This window comes from Sphingomonas sp. M1A8_2b (genome assembly GCF_053345535.1).
On sequence record NZ_JBKFAH010000005.1, the window covers coordinates 89,496 to 107,646 of the forward strand.

Genomic DNA, 18,151 nt, shown 5'->3' on the forward strand with positions numbered 1-18,151 from the left:
GGCCTGCCCGCCGGCCTGCCCGCCGGATATCGATCGGCTAACCAAAATTTAACGAAGCCGAAATACGGGGAACCAAATGGCGGGGTGACCCTGTGGCCGAAAAGTCACGCTCCGATTATTCTAAGTTAGGCGGGGAACGTCCCGCCAGCGCCGCTGTTTCAACGTCGTCTACCGTACCAATGAAGGATGTTTCCATGCGTAAAATCGTTGCGCTCTGCGCGATCGCGGGCTTTGCGGCCGCTGCTACCCCAGTTTTCGCACAGGATGCGGCGACCGACACGACCCAGACCACAACCGATACCGGTTCGACCTCGTTCCGCGGTTTCCGCATCGAAGGTAACGCTGGCGGCGATCGCTTCCAGTCGCAGGGCCGCCACGACGACAAGTTCGGCTACGGCGCGAGCATCGGCTTCGATGGCCAGATCGGCGACCGGATCGTGATCGGGCCGGAAGCGACCTACTGGCGTTCGAGCGGCTTTGGTGAAAACTGCACCGCCGGCGTTTCGGGCGGGTCGATCTGCCACAAGTCGTTCGAGGAATACGGCGTCGGCGTTCGCGCAGGCGTTCTGGTCGCACCGCAGCTCCTCGTGTTCGCCAAGGGCGGTTACGTCACCAACGAGCAGCGCAAGCGCTTCGACGCACCGGCTGGCCAGACCAGCTTCTACAACCACTTCAACACCGACGGCTATCAGGTCGGCGGTGGCGTCGAAGCCTCGATGGCGAACCGTTTCCAGGGGCCGCTTTCGGGTCTCTACGTCAACGCGCAGTATGTCTACTCGCAGTATGACGACCACACCTCGCGCCAGCGCGTGATGGGCGGCATCGGTATCCGCTTCAAGTAAGCGATGACGCCATCGGCGGTTTCGACCGTCGATGGCGTTTCTTTGCCGACAGGCAATCTGCCGCTAGGGACGATCTCGCTAGCGGCAGCCGTGGCATTCCTCGGTGAGCCACATTCCGACGTGGTCCTGCGTCGGGTTTCGAGGACAGATACGTGCAATTTCCCTACCGGGCCTTGTGCCGGGCCCATCGCGAGATCGGCGACCATCGACCATGACCATGGTTGACCGCCCGCCCGCCCCCGCTCGGAACGACGTTGCCGTGGCGACCCCCATATTGATCGACGTCAGCCGCTCGATCTGGCGCTACTGGTCCGGCCGGCTGCCGACCGGAATCGACCGCGTATGCCTGGCGTATGTCGAGCATTTCGGTCCACGCGCGCAGGCGGTCATCCAGTGGAAGCGACGCCGGATCGTGCTAACCGTGGCCAATTCGCGACGCCTGATGGCGCTGTTCGTCGCGCCGGGGCCTCCGTCGCGGCAGAAGTTGATCGCGGTGTTGGGCAAAGCGATCCCGAGCGCGTTCGCCAGCACGCCGCAGCCCGGTCAGCTCTATCTGAATATCGGCCATACCGGGCTGAACGACGACAGCCTGGTGACTTGGATCGCGCACCATCGTCTGCGCGCGGTCCATCTGATCCACGACCTCATTCCGATCGAGACACCCGAGTTCTGCCGGCCGGGGGAAGCCGACCGGCACGTCCAGCGCATGACCAACGCATTGCTCAGCGCAAGCGGGATCATCGGCAATTCGGAGGCCACGCTGACCGCATTGCGCGACTTTGCCACGGCGCATCGCCTGCCCAGCCCGCCGATGGTCGCCGCGTGGCTGGCCGGCGACGTGCTGCCGCCCGAGGTCGCGCCGACGCCCGCCGACCATCCCTATTTCGTGGTCGTCGGCACGATCGAGGGCCGCAAGAACCACCTGCTGCTGTTGCAGGTGTGGAAGCGACTGGTCGAACGGCTTGGCGACGCCGCACCGCGCTTGGTGCTGGTCGGGCAACGAGGCTGGGAAGCCGAGGGCGCGTTCGCCTTGCTAGACCGGAGCATCGCGCTGCAGGGCATGGTGATCGAACGCGGCCGCTGCGACGACCGCGAACTGGCGGGGCTGTTGAAGGGCGCGCGCGCGCTGTTGATGCCGTCGTTCGCCGAGGGGTTCGGCATGCCGGTGATCGAGGCGTTGCAACTCGGCGCGCCGGTGATCGCCTCCGACCTCGCGGTGTTTCGCGAGATCGCGGATACGATCCCGACCTTCATCCCCGTCCATGATGCGGGCGAATGGGAGCGCACGATCCTCGATTTCTGCGGCCCCTCCCCCGAGCGCACGCGGCAGCTCGCGGCAATGCGTGCGTACCGGGCACCAAGCTGGGAGGGGCATTTCGCGATCGTCGAACGCTGGCTGGCCACCCTCCCCGCCCGGTGAAGTTGCCGATAAGGTCAGAGCAGTGGTGTCGCCTTGACCACCGCGTCGATCGCCATCAGCTGACACAGCAACGGCTCCATATCACCCAGCGGCCAGGCATTCGGGCCGTCCGACAAAGCCTGGTCGGGGTCGGGATGCGTTTCGATGAACAGGCCGGCGACGCCGGCACCGACCGCGGCGCGCGCCAGGAGCGGCACGAACTCGCGCTGGCCACCGGAGCGATCGCCCTGCCCGCCCGGCAGCTGCACCGAATGCGTCGCGTCGAACACCACCGGGCACCCGGTCTCGCGCATGATCGCCAGACTGCGCATGTCCGATACCAGGTTGTTGTAGCCGAACGTCGCGCCGCGCTCGCACACCGTGAAGCTGTCGGGATCGCAACCTGCCTCGGTCGCGGCGCGGCGCGCCTTGTCGATGACGTTCGTCATGTCGCCCGGCGCCATGAACTGTGCCTTCTTGATGTTGACCGGCTTGCCGCAGGCCGCGACCGCCGCGATGAAATCGGTCTGGCGCGCCAGGAACGCCGGCGTCTGGAGCATGTCCACCACCTCGGCGACCGCCGCGACCTGTTCGGTGGTATGGACGTCGGTGAGAACCGGCACGCCGATCTCCGAGCGGACCTTGGCGAGGATCCGCAGGCCCTCGTCCATCCCCGGCCCGCGGAACGACAGTCCGGAACTGCGGTTGGCCTTGTCGAACGAACTTTTATAGATCAGCAGGATCCCCAGCCGGTCCGCGATCCGTTTCAGCGTCTCGGCGGTCGATAGCGCGAGCGACTCGTTTTCGATCGCACAGGGGCCCGCGATCAGGAACAAAGGTTCGGTCGAACCCACCACCTTGCCGCACAATTGCATCTATCTTAACCCTTCGTCATTTCATGGCCGTAACAATTGTCGGCATAAAACCGACATCGGTACGGCTGATCATGAGAACTGTAAAAACTGGATCATCCGTCACACTTGCAGTATGCGCCGCGCGACGGCTCCTGGCCGTCGTGTATCTTTTAAGGGACGGCTTCGCCATATGCGATATGACGAGGCCCTCCGGCGAGGTGACGAGTTGCAGTCCATGGAAATGCGTAAAGTCGGCGACGCGGCGTTGGCATCGGCGTTGAAAACGGTTCGGATCGAACAGGAGGCGCTCAACATTCTCGCAATCGCGCTGGAGGATTCCGCGCTCCGCGATGCGTTCAAGCGATCGGTCGCGGCAATCGCGGCAACCTCCGGTCGACTGATCGTCAGCGGGATGGGCAAGAGCGGCATCATGGGGCGCAAGATCGCCGCGACGATGACCTCGACGGGCACGCCGTCGCTGTTCATCCATCCGGGCGAAGCCAGCCACGGCGATCTGGGGATGATTACCCCGAGCGATATCGTGCTCGCGATCACCTGGTCGGGCGAAACCTCCGAGCTCGGCGACATCATCGCTTATTGCCACCGGTTCGACATCACGCTGATCGTCGCGACCGCCAAGCCGGACAGCACCGCGGGCAAAGCCGCGCATATCTGCTTAGTCCTGCCCCATGTCCGCGAGGCGTGTCCGAACGAACTCGCACCGACCTCGTCGACGACGCTGCAGGCGGTCCTGGGGGATGCGCTGGCGATCGCGCTGATCGAGCAGCGCGGCTTTTCGAAATCGGATTTCCTGTCGCTGCATCCCGGCGGTCAGCTGGGCGCCAAGCTCGTCACCGTCGAGCAGTTGATGGGCCGGGGCGAGGAAGTGCCGATGGTCCGGCTCGGTGCGTCGCTGATGGATGCGACGTTCGAGATGAGCCGCAAACGCTATGGCTCGACCGCGGTCGTCGATGCCGAGGGCAATCTGGTCGGTGCGTTTACCGATGGCGATCTGCGGCGCAGCTTCGCGACCCAGCATCTGCAGGATCCGATCGAGGCGCATATGACGCCGACCCCGCTGGCGGTGCCGCCAACGACGCTGTCGACCGAGGCGTTGCGCACGATGAACGCCAACGCGGTCATGGTCCTGTTCGTGTGCGATGGGACCAAGCTGATGGGCGTGCTGCATGTGCATGACCTGCTTCGGGCTGGCGTCGTCTGAATACCGCGCAGCCTGTTGCCCCCCCGCCCACAGACCTGATCGTCGTTCCTGCACGATACGGCTCGACGCGGTTACCGGGAAAGCCCCTCCTCCCGATCGCCGGCCGGTCCTTGCTGGACCGCGTCGTCCGGGTGGCACGCGACGCCGCCATGATCGCCGGCCGCTGCGATGTGGTCGTGGCGACCGATGACGATCGCATCGCCGAGCACGCCCGGTCGCTCGGCTGCGACGCGGTGATGACGGCACGCGATATCCGGTCGGGGTCGGGGCGCGCCTGCGCCGCGGCGGTGCAGCGTGCCGTACGGCCGGATATCGTCGTCAACCTCCAGGGCGATGCACCGTTCATTCCGGCCGCGATGGTCGCCGCGTTGATCGCGGCCGCGCGCGCAAGCCCGGCTGCTTGCGTCACCCCGGTGGTCCAGCTCGACTGGCCGGCGCTCGATGCGATGCGGGCGCACAAGGCGCGCTCGCCATTCAGCGGTACGACCTGCGCCCGCGATGCCGCGGGCAGGGCGTTCTGGTTCTCGAAGACGATCATCCCCGCGATCCGCGACGAGGCCGATCTGCGTGCGCGCGGGCCCTTGTCGCCGGTGTTCCGTCACCTCGGGCTGTACGCCTATCGGATCGACGCGCTGGAGCGCTTCGAGGCGATGCCCCCGACTGTGTATGAGCGGTTGGAAGGGCTCGAACAGCTGCGCTTTCTCGAGATGGGGCTCGATATCCAGACGATCGCGGTCGCACCCCCCACGCACGCCATATCGGGGATCGACACACCCGAGGACGTCGCGCTCGCTGAGGATCTGATCCGCCGCTTCGGCGATCCTTACGCGTCGTGATCCGAACCTTCGTCATCGTCCGTCACGGCAACACGTTTGGGGAAAACGAAGCCCCGCGAAGGATCGGTGCGAGAACCGACCTGCCGCTCGTCGCCAGCGGGCATGAGCAGGCGCGTCGGCTGGGAGGCTATTTCGTCGAACAGGGTTGGCGCTTCGACACTATTCTCTGTTCGCCGCTTCTACGGACGCGGGAAACCGCGGAGGCGATCCGCGGCGCGTTCGACGATGTGCCGACCGTCACACCCGCACAGCTGCTCGCCGAGATCGATCACGGGCCGGAAGAGGATCGGATCGAGAGCGACGTGATCGCGCGGATCGGCAGCGACGCGCTGGCTGCGTGGGAAACGCACGGCGTCGCGCCTCCCGGGTGGGTCGTCGATGCCCCGGCGCGGCTGGCGGGGTGGCGTGCGCTCTTCGCGGCGCCCACCCCGATAGGGCAAGCGTACAGCACGACGCTGTTGATCACGAGCAACGGCGCCGCGCGGTTCGCGCTCCTCGCCGACGCCGCACTGATCACGCAGGCGAACGGGCGCGACAGCTTGAAATTGCGCACCGGCGCGTTCGGGATCATCCGGCGCAGCGATGCCGGTCTGCAACTCGTCGACTGGGATCGGCGACCGTAAACGGCGCATGATCGATCCCGCGCGACCAGCACGCTTGCGTCCGTCGGTATCCTCGGAGAGAGGGTGGCGATGAAACCGGCCCGTTACCTTTTATTGCCCTGGTGGATCGCGCAATTGGCGACCGGCGCCAAGGCGTTCAGCGACAATCCGATCATCGGGTCCCCGCTGCTCAATCGCTGGGGCCTGCATGTCGCACGGATCCGTCTGGCGGGGCGGCTGGCGGCTATCCGTCGCAGGCGGCTCGAGCGTCTCGTGTCGCCCGAGGATCGCGCCGCGTTCGACCGCAACGGCTTCGTCCTCAAGCCGGACTTTCTGCCGGCCGACCAGTTCGCCGACCTCAAGCGACAGGCGCTGGCCTATGTCGCCCCAGCACGCGAGATGGTGCAGGGCGACACGATCACCCGCCGGATCGCGCTCGATCCCGCCGCGCTGGCGGCGATGCCCGCGGTCGCGGCCTTGGTCGGCAGCGCCCGCTGGCGTGGGCTGATGCGCTATGTCGGCAGCTTCGACAGCGAACCGGTCGGCTATATCCAGACCATTCTCAGCCATGTCAGCGATGCCGCGCCCGACCCGCAGACCGCGCTGCATGCCGATACCTTTCACGCGACGGTCAAGGCCTGGCTGTTCCTGACCGACGTCGCCGTGGATGAAGGTCCGTTGGTCTATGTTCCCGGGTCGCACCGGATGACGCCGCAGCGGCTGGCCTGGGAGCGCGATCGCAGCGTTCGCGCGCGGTCCGGTCTCGACCGGCTGTCGGCGCGTGGATCGTTGCGGATCGCGCCGGAGGAACTCGCGGCGCTCGATCTTCCCGAACCGCAGGCATTCGCGGTGCCCGCCAATACGCTGGTGGTCGCGGATACGTCGGGATTCCACGCGCGCGGCGCCTCGGTCAGACCATCGGTGCGGATCGAGATCTGGACCTATGGCCGACGCAATCCCTTCCTGCCCTGGACCGGGCTCGATCCGTTCAGCCTGCCGGGGATCGCCGAACGCCGCGCGCCGCTGGCCTGGTCGGTCCGCGACCGGTTGCGCAGGATACTCGGCCAGCCGTGGAGCGATGCCGGATTGAAGACCGCGGCCGCGCCCGCGCATTCCGACGGGACAGTACCGTGAGGCACGCGAAGACCGTCCCTCTGCTCCGCGCCCCCCCCTTCCCCGGTGCTTCGGTAGAATATTTTACAAAAGGAGCGACCGCCCCGGCGATCGAGCCTGCCGACATCGAGCGGATCTTCGCCGCCATTCGGGAAGCCAGGGTCGGTGGGACCTTCTGGGCAGGACCTGCCGCCCCGTCGGAGGCACGAACGATCGTCCGCGCGCGGTCGGCAGCCGATCTCGCAGACCTTCGCGCCGACATGATAGATGCGGAGCCAGGCGCGGTGGTCTGGCTCCTGCCGGCCGATCTCGCGGGCGATACGGCGGTCCGCACAGTACTGCCGCAGGGATCGGCAATCTTCGGCGACGTCGACCCCTGGTCGCTGCTCAGGACCGACGCGTGGCTGTTCGCGCATGGCGACGACGAGTGGGTGGCGTTGGCGGACATTGCCGGATGCCGCGTGCGGATCCTGTCGGACGGCGTTTATGGCGGACCGGATACGTCCCCGGCGCAGCGCCGCCAGTGGATCGCGCAAATGGTGTTCGACACGCCGCGCTATCGTGACCCGTCGACCGGCCTGGAGACGGGGATCGATGCGACCATCGCGCATCTCGGTTTCTGGCGGCGGATCTGCGACGGCAATCGCGGGATCGTCGCGGCCTGCGGCATCGCCTGGTGGAAGCGTCGCGAGATCGCGCGCTTTCTCTGGTCGCCCGATCGCCGGTTGCGGTATTTTTCGTCCGAACGTCGCGCCATCGCGCAGGCCAAGCGGCAGGGTGGTGCGGTCGCGGTATGGCCGTCGCGGATATCGCCGGCGATGGTCCGCGACGCCGCAGCCGCGGGCGTCCCGCTGGTGCGGGTCGAGGATGGCTTCGTCCGGTCGGTCGGGCTGGGCAGCGACATGGTGCCGCCCTCCTCGATCACGGTCGACTGGCGCGGGATCCATTATGATCCGAGCCGCGCCAGCGATCTCGAGGCTTTGCTCGCGGAGACGCACTTCCCCGCGGCATTGCTGGCGCGCGCGGCGCATCTCCGCGCGGCCATTCTTGCGGGCGGGATCAGCAAATATGGCGGCAGCGCCCCGCATGCGTTTCCCGACCGTCAGCCGGGGCGTCGGCTGGTGCTGGTGCCGGGGCAGGTCGAGGACGACATGTCGGTCAAGTTGGGCGGCGGAGGCCTCGCCAGCAACCTCGAACTGTTGCGGCGCGCGCGTGCGCTCGAGCCTGACGCCGAAATCTGGTTCCGGCCGCACCCCGACGTCGATGCCGGCCACCGCAAGGGCGCCGTGCCCGATGCGGAGGCGTTGGGCGTCGCCGACCGGATCGTTCGCGGAGGCGGCATGGCCGCCTTGCTCGAACGCGTCGATGCGGTTCATGTCCTGACGTCGCTGACCGGTTTCGAGGCGCTGTTACGCGGGTGCGACGTGACCTGTCACGGCATGCCGTTCTATGCTGGCTGGGGACTGACGCGCGATCTCATGCCGATCTCCGACCGCAGGGGACGCGTACTCACGCTCGACGAGCTCGTCGCCGGCGTGTTGATCCTCTATCCGCGGTATCTGGATCCGGTTACCGGCCTGCCCTGCGAGCCCGAGACGCTGTTCGCGCGGATGGTCGCCGGGGATGCGGTCAACCGGCTTGGCTGGGTCACGCGTCTCCGCCAGATCCAGGGGCGCCTGATGAAGGGGCGTCGGTGAGACGGGGTTGAGACGGAACCGTGTCGCGTCCGCTACCTGCCGCTACCCAGATATCAGGAGTGTACGCGGGACTCCGGCGCGGTCGCCGCGGCCTTGGCGGAGATGTGCGAGCCGAACAGGCGATCCCAGAAGATCGTCGTGATGGCATAATTGCCGTCGCGCCGACCGAAGTGATGACGCAGGTGATGGCGGCGCAACGCGCGCATCAGGGGACCGCGCGCCGGGAGCTGATGGCACGCATAGTGGATGCTGTCATAGGAGACGTAGCCGATCGCGAACCCCAGGAAGATCACCGTTCCCGCAGGTCCGAACGCCGCCGCCAGACCGGCCCAGATCGCGGCCGACCAGGTCACGCTGACGATCGGAGGCATCAGGCTGCGATAGGGATCGTTCGGATCCGAGTGATGGTTGCCGTGCATCACATAGCCGAGCCAGCGGCCCAGATCCGACTGCAGTTCCAGGTGGAACAGAAAACGGTGCATGCAATATTCGAACAGCGACCAAATCAGCAGACCGGTCATCACCAGCCCGATCCAGGGCAGCGGCGCCACTGTTCCCCAGCCCGCCCATGCGACCAGCACGAGGATCACGGACCAGGTCGCGACGAACGCGCGAGGCGATATCACGGTAAGGCGCTCGAGCAGATCGCTGCGAAACAGCCGGAGGCGTTGCGGATACTCGGCGCCCCCGCCGTGGTTCGGCTTTGGCTCTTGTCTACGCATACTCATACCGCCGCTATGGACAGAGGCGGGGCACCCCTGTCAAGTCACACTAGGCGCAATAGATTATCCTAGGCTTACCGCAAATCAGCATTTGTCGACGGACAGGTTCGGGTTTGGGCCAAGTTATGGTGTAGATGACACACCCGACAGCCCCGTCAGATAAGTGCCATTCAGGATAGACGTGCGACAGCGAATTCTCATTACCGGTGCCTCGCGAGGGTTGGGCGCGGCGATCGCGCGGCACTATGCCGGCCCGGATGTCCTGCTGATGTTGTGGGGACGCGACCGCGAACGGCTCGAGAACGTGGCGGATCAATGCCGCGGCGCCGGTGCGATGGTGACGGTCCGCATGCTCGATCTCGTCGATCCCGCAGCAGCACTCGCCGCGATCGACGCTGAGGAGGCGGTGGGCTGTATCGACATCGCCGTGCTGGCCGCCGGGCTCGGCGATATCCAGGGCCGCCACGAGCGGGGCGAGGATCCGGCGCGGATGGTCAGGCTGGGGCTGGTCAACTTCGTCACGCCGAGCGCGATGGCCGCGGCGCTCGCCGACAGGATGGCGGCGCGTGGTCATGGTCATATCGTCCTGATCGGCTCGGCCGCGGCGTTTCATGCGCTTCCCTTCGCCGCGGCCTATGCCGGATCGAAGGCCGGCCTCGCCCACTTCGCACAGGCACTGCGGATCGGCGCCGCCCCTCATGGCGTCACCGTAACGCTCGTCTCGCCCGGGCCGATCGACCGGCCCGAAGGGCGTCAGGTCGCGGCGCCGCGGCGCATCCTGATGCAACCCGCCGAGGTCGCCGCGCGGATCGTGGCGGCGAGCGCGCGCGGCGACGCGCATCTCGTCCTGCCTTGGCCGTTCGCCGCGCTGCGGCTGGTCGATCGCCTGCTCCCGGCGGGCCTGCGCGATCGCCTGCTGCGCGGTCTCAGGCCGACGTGACGGACGCGCCGAGGGCATCGCGCAGGATGGCATGATGCAGCAGGTCGGGGGTGAGGTCGACACGGCCATCCGCGCCGGCGACCCGCGCCGGGACCGGTTTCCCATCGACGAACCGCAGCATCACATACGGCGTGTGGCGGACCGGGTCCGGCTCCGCCACGCCGGGAATGCTCGGGCGGTGATCCCCGAAAAAGACCAGCAGCGCGGAACGGCCGGTGTCGGCCAGGCCGTCGATCAGCTCGGTCAGCATCGTGTCGCTGTTGCGGACATGGTGGAGATAGGCGTCGAGCCCGCCGGGCGACCCGGTCACCCGATCCTTCATCCACGGCCCGTGGTTTTCCATCGTCACGGCGTAGATCAACGTCGGTGCCACGGGGTCATCGATCGTGGCGTCGTCGATCGTGGCGTCGTCGATCGCCGCGTCCTCGATCAGCGTGCGCAGCGTTGCACCGAGCGTGCGATCCCCGACATAGCGACCGGCGCCGGGCACCACCGGAGGAAAATGCTCCTCGCCGATCAGCCGGTCGAACCCGATCGCCGGCATCATCTGGTCGCGCCCGTAGAAGCGCAGGTCGTGCGGGTGGACGAACAGGCAGCGATAGCCCGCCGCGCCAAGCCTGGCCGACAGCGCATAGGAGCCCTCGCTCTGCGCGGTCAGAAACGGATCGTAGCGACGAAAGCCCAAGTCCGCTTCGCTACGCCCGAACAGCACGCCGAATTCGGTCCGCATCGTATAGGCGCCAAAGCCGCTGACGCCGAGATTGCCCCATTGCGACGCCACCGCCCGCGCACGCGCCAGTCCGGGTAAGGCATGGCGGGGATCGTGCGTCAGGTCGACCGGATCGGCAAAGGATTCGCACTGGATGACGATGACGAGCTCGGGGCGACCAAAGTGTCCAGCCGATAGCGATCGGTCGGCAGGTCCGGTCGCGCACATGGGAGGATTGGGCGTTTCGCGCCAGCGTCGCCAATACAGCAGCAGCGTCGCGATCAACCCGTGGCGGGCGAGATCGGCGTCGATGTCGGGTGTCCGTGCCAGGCCTGCAAAGGCCTTGCCGCGAAGCAGCACCGCCAAGAGACCGCCGGCCAGCAGCAGCACCCCTGCCCCCACGAGATGCGGCGCCAGATGCGGGACGAACAGCCAGACCAGCGCGAGGAGCAGGCCGAGCGCGCCGATCGCCAACCCCGATTTCTGCTGCATCGACAGCGCGGTGAAATAGAAACCGGGATGGCGGACCAGCGCGGACAGCAACGCCAGGTCGGAGAACAGCAACGGCTCGCCCAGCATCGCGTGCTTGGCGTTCGACGCGGTCACGAACACCGCCATGAGCGCGACGATCAGAACGCCGGCAACCACCGCGCTTCCCGAAACCGCCAGGACGAGCCCGAACAGCGCGGTCATCGTCAGGCCGTGCAGGATCAGCCCCTGCGTACTGCGCAGGAGACTGCCACGATGTCGGTGCCGGGGCCGCACCGCCGCGTCGAGCATCAGCGAGAGGCTCTGCATCAGCAGGAAGGACATAAAACCGATCGTCACAGGTCTGCCGCGTTGTCGGACTCAAAAGGGTAAATCGATGCGCGAGAGCAGGCGACCAGAGGGCTTATAGCGGCCGGGCGTCAGACTGTCACCGCGGGTAATCTTGCCTCTGTGCTTCAACATATCTAGCTGGCGGGTCAACGGCTTAGACGGTGCCGACGGACAGCAGCCATGATGCACCGCATTATGTGTCTATCGCCTGCATCGGATATGTATGAAAGGCTGCCGCATGCTTTCTTCCTTTGCCGACGTACCCGACATCACACCGAAAATTGCGGCGCCGAGTTTGGTACGACCCCCGGCGCGACGCAACATCCTGCTGCTGCAAGGACTGATGGGCCCCCTTTTCGGCCGGGTCGGCAAGGCGCTGCTCAAGCAGGGCTACGGCGTCTACAAAGTCAATTTCAATGGTGGCGACCGGCTGTTCTGGCGGCTGCCGAACGGGATCGACTATCGCGGATCGCTCGACGACTGGCCCGCGGCACTGGCGCGGCTGATCGGCGAGCATCAGATCACCGATGTCATGCTGTTCGGCGACTGCCGGGCGATGCACCTAGGCGCGACCCAGGTGTGCCGCGACCTGCATATCCCCGTCCATGTGTTCGAAGAGGGCTATATCCGGCCCGATTGGGTGACGCTCGAACTGGGCGGCGTGAACGGCCATTCGAGCCTGCCGCGCGATCCTGCCTGGTACCGGGCCCAGGCGGCGACGCTACCGCCGATCCCCGAGCATCGCCAGGTGGCGTCGTCGTTTCGGCGCCGCGCGCTCGAGGCGGTCGCGTACAACGTCGCCGACGTCTTCAGCCGCTGGTATTACCCGCATTGGGCCAATCACCGGCCGTGGCATCCGCTGGTCGAGGCCATGGGCTGGATACGCCGGTTGCGCGGGCGCGAGGAGGCGGCGGTGCGGTCGTCTGCGTTGATCGCGGCGTTGGAGAGCAGAGGCGATCCGTATGTGCTGTTTCCGCTGCAGCTCGACTCTGACGCGCAAATCCGGCTGCATTCGAGCTTTGCCGGCATCGCCGATGCGCTCAGGATGGTGATGCGGTCCTTTGCCGAAAATGCCCCTGCCCCGCTGCGTCTGGTCATCAAGGAACACCCACTCGACAACGGCGTCCGCGACTGGCGCGAAGAGACCGCGTCGCTCGCGGCCCTCCACGGCGTCGCCGACCGGGTCGACTATCTCGAAAGCGGCGACATGGTGCCGATCGCGTGCAAGGCAAAAGGCATGGTGACGATCAACAGCACCAGCGGGACGCTGGCGCTGATGCAGGGCGTCCCGGTGATCGCGCTCGGCCACGCGGTCTACGATATGGAAGGCATCACCTTTCAGGGATCGCTCGACGATTTCTGGCGCGATCCCGGCAAGCCCGACGCCGAGACGTTTGCCGCCTTTCGCCGGGTGCTGATCGATCAGTGCCTGATCCCCGGCGGTTTCTTTTCCGAAGAAGCACTCGCCCGCGTCACCGAGGGGGTGATCGCCCGGCTGGAAGCGGCCAGCCCAAAGCAGGTCGCGACAAACGCTGCGGGCTCGGTGTCGGCCGATCGGACGGTTTCGCAAATCTCCTAACCCGACGATCCGACAATCCGATGTGTCGATTTGTCGACACGTCGGATCGTCGACTGGCTTTGATCCTATACGCTCGGGCAGGCCTGCGTGATCGAACCGTCGGCAGTGTCGCGTTATGGATGTCGACATGGCTGACGGCCCAAGAATTGGCGGGTTTGGCGTGGATCGCGGCCGGGTACAGGGGCCGTGGCGACCGCAAAGGTGCCACCTACGGACTGGACATGTCGACATGTATGATCCCGCCCGTGCCCCAGCGCCGATCGCCTTGTCGACGGCGCCGGGCCAAGGTGTGCGATGGTGCAACAACGACACGTCGACATGCAGACATGTCGATCGATCGACCGCTCTACCGACCGGACGCGCACATAGCGGGTCGCAGTGCCGTATGACCCGGCGCATACCCGCGGCGTACCACTCGGCGAATTGATACTCGAAAGCACGATCTTTTTACCCAAAACCGCGATTTTCCGCTCGGTCCCCCTTGGCGGGCTCCCATAAGTTCGTGCTTTCGAGTAGAAATAGCCGATGACCCGACCCAGCACCGCCAAGCGCCCCCCTGCCCCGCGTGCGAAAGCCCGCAAGTCGAGCGCCGGCCAGACGGATATCCCGCAGGGCGACCTGTTCCTGCTCGACAGCCCGTTATACGGCGAGATCCGTGGCGAACGATCGCTGATGGCGTTCCCGTTCTTCGCGCTCAGCAAGAATGCGTGGATGAAGCCGCTCAGCTACAAGACCGACACCGTCACGATCGAGGTCCGGCCCAGCGCGAGCGGCGTTGCGACGATCTACGACAAGGAGATCGTGCTCTATATCGCCAGTCTCATGGCCGCCAAGCTCGAGGCCGGCGAGGACGTCGCGCAGGATTTCGTGTTCACCGCGCACGATCTGTTCAGCGTGACCGGCAGCAACCACAGCGCGCGCTCCTATGGACGGTTGTCCGAGGCGCTCGAGCGGCTCCAGGGCACCCAGATCAAGACCAATATCGAGGCGGGTGGCGAAGGTGAGGAAGGGTTCTTCTCCTGGCTCTCCGAAGCCAAGCTCCATTACAACAAGACCCGCGCCGGCGAACGCCGCCTCAAAGCCGTCAAGGTACGGCTGTGCGACTGGCTGTTCCGGGCGATCTTGCTCGATCGACACGTGCTCGACTATGCTGCGGCGTATTTTCAACTCGGTCCGATCGAACGGCGGATCTACGAAGTCGCACGATCGACCGGCGATGGCGACGGGTTCGAGATCGACCTTGCGACCTTCCGGTTGCAGATCGGCTATCAGAATCCGTTGGCCAATTTTCGCGCTGCATTGCGGCAGATCGTCGTCGCCGACACGATCCCCGACTACCGGCTCGAGCTGGTCGAAACCGTCAGCGATCCCGATGGCACCGAGATCGTCAAGCGGGGCCGCAAGACCAACCCCGTCAGGGTCGTGATCACCAGGCGGCTCACCGCGCTCGACGAGCATCCCAAACCACGGCTGTCGCGTCAGCTGCTGTCGACCGCGGAACCGGCGTCGAAACCACCCCGTGATTTGGGGCGCGATTCCGGCCGCGAGCCTAACCGCGGGACGGTTCGCGAATCGGGCACTGAACCGAGCCGCGAATCAGGCGTCACCGGGTCGGAGGACCTGTTTTAATTGATACTCGAAAGCACGAACTTTCCGCGAATTGATACCCGAAAGCACGAATGCGGGCCTGAATTGATACTCGAAAGCACGAAGTTTAGAGAAGATAATCGACCAATTTCCGTAATTGATACTCGAAAGCACGAACCACAGACGCTTCCGTTGCTCGAGATTAACTGCAAAAATCGGGAAATGTCGGCGATGATGCCGGTGAGATCGATATTGGAGCGGCTGTGACCCCATAAAGGAAAGCCCGGCACGAAGGCCGGGCATCCCAAGGTAGTGATGGAGCGACGTCGCCAAACGTCGATTCCGGGGTCGAAACTCACCGACCCTCTCCACATAGCCTGACACGGACTTCGGTTCAAGGATGCGCGTTTCGCGCCACGCTCTCTCTTTGTCTTGGTCCCAGCCCCATAAGGGGATGGAAGATGGCTGTTTTTACCTTGGGCCAGGCGACCGCGCAGGCGCTCGGGGCCTGTACGGGACGCCGCGCGTCGCCAGGGTTCGGCGCGCGATCAGGCGGGCCACACCGCACCGGCGCGCCGGTGCTGCGCGACAGCATCGAGGCGGGTACGTTCGAGGCGCTGTTCTTCACCGTGCCGGCCAAGGGCGAGACCGACAAATTGTTGCGGATCGCCAAGCGTACACTCGACGCGGGCCGCCAGCTGCGCCGCGAGGCGCGCGCGGGTGATCGCACGCTGACCGCGGCCGAGCGCCGCATCATCCTACTCACCGCGGCCGCGGTTCGCGTCTACGAGGAGATCCTCACGCTGGCACGGCTCAACCGGGGGCGCGTCTTTCCGAGCTACGATCACCTGTCCAAGGCGACGAGTCTGGGCCGCGCGACGATCGCGCGCGCGCTCCACATCCTCGAAGACATCGGCTTTCTCGTGCGACAGCGACGGTTCAAGCGTGTCGAGGCTGAGGGACCGGGGCCGCGCTATCGCCAGACTTCCAACGTCTACCGCCCTACCCTGCCCCAGCGCGTGCTCGGCTATCTGCCGCGGTGGATGCGACCGGCGCCGACGCCCGATGACGTCGTCCAGCAACACGCCGATCGCACCGACGACGTCGCGGCGATGCTGTCCGGGCTGTCGTGCCGCGATCTGGCGGCAGTGACGGTCGGGGGAGCGTTGGGGAAGATGCTGGAGAAGCTAGGTGCGAGCATCGATCGCCTTGAGTGCGAGTCTCAAATTCAGTCTCAACCGCTACACAACTAATTAGATTACAAAACCGGACGCGTCGACCAAAGCAACTCAACAACATGAAACCAAACTCAGAAGTGCCGGCTACGCCGTCACATGCTCCCTAGCTGGAGCAAGCGGTGAGTGCGTTCTGTCACGGGCATGACCACGTATGAGGCGGCTCTAGATCGACTTATGCGGCCACGTATGGTGCCGATCTAGCGCGTTATCGCGATACGCGACCGAACAGCCGTCAGGACAGGGCTAGAAATCACTGGTTTGTAGGCATGTAGACATGTAGGGGTTTGGACATGACGACAATCGCGATCATCAGCCAGAAGGGCGGTGCGGGCAAGACCACGCTGGCCCTCCACCTTGCCGCAGCAGCACACGATGCGGGCCGCGTCGCGCTGGTCATCGATACCGACCCGCAAGCCACTGCAAGCCAATGGGCCGCGTGGCGCAGTGAGGCACCGCCCGAGGTGATCGACAGCCCACCACCGCGGCTCGCCGCCAAGGTCGCCCAGGCAACCGAACAGGGTGCCGAATTCATCGTCATCGATACCCCACCGCACGCCGACAGCGCTGCGCGCGCCGCGGTCGAGATCGCGGATCTCGTACTGATCCCGTGTAGACCCAGCGCCTTCGACCTGTCGGCGATCCAGACCACCGCCAAACTCGTGCAACTGCTCCGCAAGCCCGCGTTCGTCGTGTTCACGGCGGGCTCACCGAACGCACCGCGGGTCTATCAGGAGGCGGGCGAACTCGTCGAAAGCTTCGGGACGCCGGCCTGCCCGATCCAGATTCCCGACCGCGCCGCGTTCCGTCATGCCAGTGCCGAAGGCCGTACGGTCATGGAGTTCGAGCCGAACGGCAAGGCAGCGGACGATATTCGACAGATCTACGAGTGGACATGTCGACAAACCGGATTGTCGACATCGACTGCCAAACCGGCGCGCAAAAGAAAGATCGCCGCATGAGCCGCAAGCCCTCGTTCGCCAATCTGCGCGATCGCACCGCACCCGACATCGCCCTGTCGACACCCGTGGCGGCAGGGCAGGGGGGGGGGCAGGGGGCGTCGACCGGCCCCGCCAGCCGACAGGGTCGCAAGCAGATCGCCGGGTTCTTCTCGCCCGAAATGTCGTTCGCGATGCATACGCTCGCGCGTCGGCAGGGCAGGAGCCTCCAGGCACTGATGGCCGAGGCGTTCAACGACGTCCTGCGCAAGCACGGCGAAAGCCCGATCGGCGACTAGGCAGCTCGGTCGACGCAGGCCTACCGGCGCGGGGGGCAGGCCGTTCATCCTCCCGTCAGGAACCGTTGCTGCAGTGCAACACCGCAGGAAAGTTCCTGGCGGACTGTATTTTTATTGCAACAAAGCGGCTAGCCGCCTGTTTCGAGGCCCTGGATCAAGCCGACGCATCGTGCGGTCGGGGGCCACGTAATCAACGATAGAAGGTCTATTTCCATGCGTACGCTTTCCCTGGCCCTTGCCCTCGCGGCTACCGCATTCGCCGCTCCCGCCTTCGCGCAGGACATGTCGGCTCCGGCGCCTGCCCCCGTCGACAACAGCGCCGCCCCCGGCGAAGCCGCCGCACCCGACGGTTCGAAGGCGTTCGGCATCGAGCCGTATTTCGGCGTCATGGGCGGCTGGGAACAGTTCGACAACCAGGGCAACCACGGTATCCCGCGCGCGCTGAACTCGGACGGCTCGGTCCGTAACAACTATCGCGCCGACGGCGCGCTGGTGCAGGGCGTCCTCGGCGTCAACGTGCCGCTCGGCCCGGTCTTCGTCGGTGTCGAAGGCAACGTCATCAAGGGCGTCGATGGCAATATCGATTGGGAATATGGCGCAGCAGGCCGCTTCGGCTTCCGCGCCGGCGACAGCGGCATCCTGTACGGCAAGGTCGGCTACCAGTGGGTGAACTTCGACCATTTCTCGCAGTTCGCGACCAATGGCGGCAACACCAACCGCGACTATAACGCGATCACCTACGGCATCGGCGCCGAAGT

At 65.7% G+C, this 18,151-nt stretch carries 17 protein-coding genes; 14 read left to right on the top strand and 3 right to left on the bottom strand.

What is annotated here, in order from left to right; translation table 11 throughout:
• Positions 1-194 precede the first annotated feature (194 nt).
• Together ACLBWL_RS17500 and ACLBWL_RS17505 are read left to right on the top strand one after the other, a co-directional pair.
• Positions 195-842 (top strand): outer membrane protein, encoded by a 648-nt coding sequence (locus ACLBWL_RS17500; protein ID WP_447795206.1) that lies wholly within the window; start codon positions 195-197, stop codon positions 840-842.
• 259 nt (positions 843-1,101) lie between these two features.
• A complete protein-coding gene (locus tag ACLBWL_RS17505; RefSeq protein WP_447795208.1) occupies positions 1,102-2,262 on the top strand; it encodes a glycosyltransferase family 4 protein in 1,161 nt (386 codons plus the stop codon).
• A 14-nt stretch (positions 2,263-2,276) separates the two neighbouring features.
• Here the strand turns inward: ACLBWL_RS17505 and kdsA are convergent, their stop codons facing one another.
• Positions 2,277-3,116 carry a 3-deoxy-8-phosphooctulonate synthase gene (gene kdsA, locus ACLBWL_RS17510; protein ID WP_447795210.1) on the bottom strand — a complete coding sequence of 280 codons (840 nt, stop codon included), beginning with the start codon at positions 3,114-3,116 and terminating at the stop codon, positions 2,277-2,279.
• A 214-nt stretch (positions 3,117-3,330) separates the two neighbouring features.
• Between kdsA and ACLBWL_RS17515 the strand changes: the two genes are divergently transcribed.
• The 5 genes from ACLBWL_RS17515 to ACLBWL_RS17535 all read left to right on the top strand — a co-directional run bounded on the left by ACLBWL_RS17515 (position 3,331) and on the right by ACLBWL_RS17535 (position 8,565).
• Positions 3,331-4,317, top strand: a complete 987-nt coding sequence (locus ACLBWL_RS17515; protein ID WP_447795212.1) for a KpsF/GutQ family sugar-phosphate isomerase — start codon at positions 3,331-3,333, stop codon at positions 4,315-4,317.
• Between the two features lie 38 nt (positions 4,318-4,355).
• A complete protein-coding gene (locus ACLBWL_RS17520; protein ID WP_447795239.1) occupies positions 4,356-5,153 on the top strand; it encodes a 3-deoxy-manno-octulosonate cytidylyltransferase in 798 nt (265 codons plus the stop codon).
• Positions 5,150-5,776, top strand: coding sequence for a histidine phosphatase family protein (locus tag ACLBWL_RS17525; protein ID WP_447795214.1), 627 nt, complete (start codon positions 5,150-5,152; stop codon positions 5,774-5,776). Before ACLBWL_RS17520 ends, ACLBWL_RS17525 begins: the two co-directional genes overlap by 4 nt.
• Positions 5,777-5,845: 69 nt before the next feature.
• Positions 5,846-6,889: a phytanoyl-CoA dioxygenase family protein gene (locus ACLBWL_RS17530; RefSeq protein WP_447795216.1), complete on the top strand. Its 1,044-nt coding sequence runs from the start codon at positions 5,846-5,848 to the stop codon at positions 6,887-6,889.
• Positions 6,886-8,565 carry a capsular polysaccharide export protein, LipB/KpsS family gene (locus ACLBWL_RS17535; protein ID WP_447795218.1) on the top strand — a complete coding sequence of 560 codons (1,680 nt, stop codon included), beginning with the start codon at positions 6,886-6,888 and terminating at the stop codon, positions 8,563-8,565. The genes ACLBWL_RS17530 and ACLBWL_RS17535 overlap by 4 nt, the downstream gene beginning before the upstream one ends.
• A gap of 53 nt (positions 8,566-8,618) precedes the next feature.
• Here ACLBWL_RS17535 and ACLBWL_RS17540 read toward each other — a convergent pair whose 3' ends face one another.
• Positions 8,619-9,293, bottom strand: coding sequence for a sterol desaturase family protein (locus tag ACLBWL_RS17540; protein ID WP_447795220.1), 675 nt, complete (start codon positions 9,291-9,293; stop codon positions 8,619-8,621).
• 175 nt (positions 9,294-9,468) lie between these two features.
• On the opposite strand from ACLBWL_RS17540, the gene ACLBWL_RS17545 reads away from it, so the two are divergent.
• Complete coding sequence (locus ACLBWL_RS17545) at positions 9,469-10,227, top strand: SDR family NAD(P)-dependent oxidoreductase (RefSeq protein ID WP_447795222.1); 759 nt, start codon at positions 9,469-9,471, stop codon at positions 10,225-10,227.
• On the opposite strand, the gene ACLBWL_RS17550 is transcribed toward ACLBWL_RS17545, so the two are convergent.
• A complete protein-coding gene (locus tag ACLBWL_RS17550) occupies positions 10,214-11,764 on the bottom strand; it encodes an LTA synthase family protein (protein ID WP_447795224.1) in 1,551 nt (516 codons plus the stop codon). The two genes, ACLBWL_RS17545 and ACLBWL_RS17550, sit on opposite strands and share 14 nt — an antisense overlap.
• Positions 11,765-11,993: 229 nt before the next feature.
• Here ACLBWL_RS17550 and ACLBWL_RS17555 point away from each other — a divergent pair, with 229 nt between their 5' ends.
• From ACLBWL_RS17555 to ACLBWL_RS17580, 6 genes are all read left to right on the top strand, one after another.
• Entirely contained in the window at positions 11,994-13,334 is a 1,341-nt protein-coding gene (locus tag ACLBWL_RS17555; protein ID WP_447795226.1) for a capsule biosynthesis protein, read from the top strand.
• A 525-nt stretch (positions 13,335-13,859) separates the two neighbouring features.
• Positions 13,860-14,963, top strand: coding sequence for a replication initiator protein A (locus ACLBWL_RS17560; RefSeq protein WP_447795228.1), 1,104 nt, complete (start codon positions 13,860-13,862; stop codon positions 14,961-14,963).
• Between the two features lie 419 nt (positions 14,964-15,382).
• On the top strand, positions 15,383-16,174 hold the full coding sequence (locus tag ACLBWL_RS17565) for a helix-turn-helix domain-containing protein (RefSeq protein ID WP_447795230.1): 792 nt from the start codon (positions 15,383-15,385) through the stop codon (positions 16,172-16,174).
• Positions 16,175-16,449: 275 nt separating this feature from the next.
• Positions 16,450-17,118, top strand: coding sequence for a ParA family partition ATPase (gene parA / locus ACLBWL_RS17570; protein WP_447795232.1), 669 nt, complete (start codon positions 16,450-16,452; stop codon positions 17,116-17,118).
• Positions 17,115-17,393, top strand: coding sequence for a ribbon-helix-helix domain-containing protein (locus tag ACLBWL_RS17575; RefSeq protein ID WP_447795234.1), 279 nt, complete (start codon positions 17,115-17,117; stop codon positions 17,391-17,393). Before parA ends, ACLBWL_RS17575 begins: the two co-directional genes overlap by 4 nt.
• 213 nt (positions 17,394-17,606) lie before the next feature.
• Positions 17,607-18,151 (top strand): opacity protein (locus tag ACLBWL_RS17580; RefSeq protein WP_447795236.1); only part of this gene is annotated, 545 nt, incomplete at its 3' end.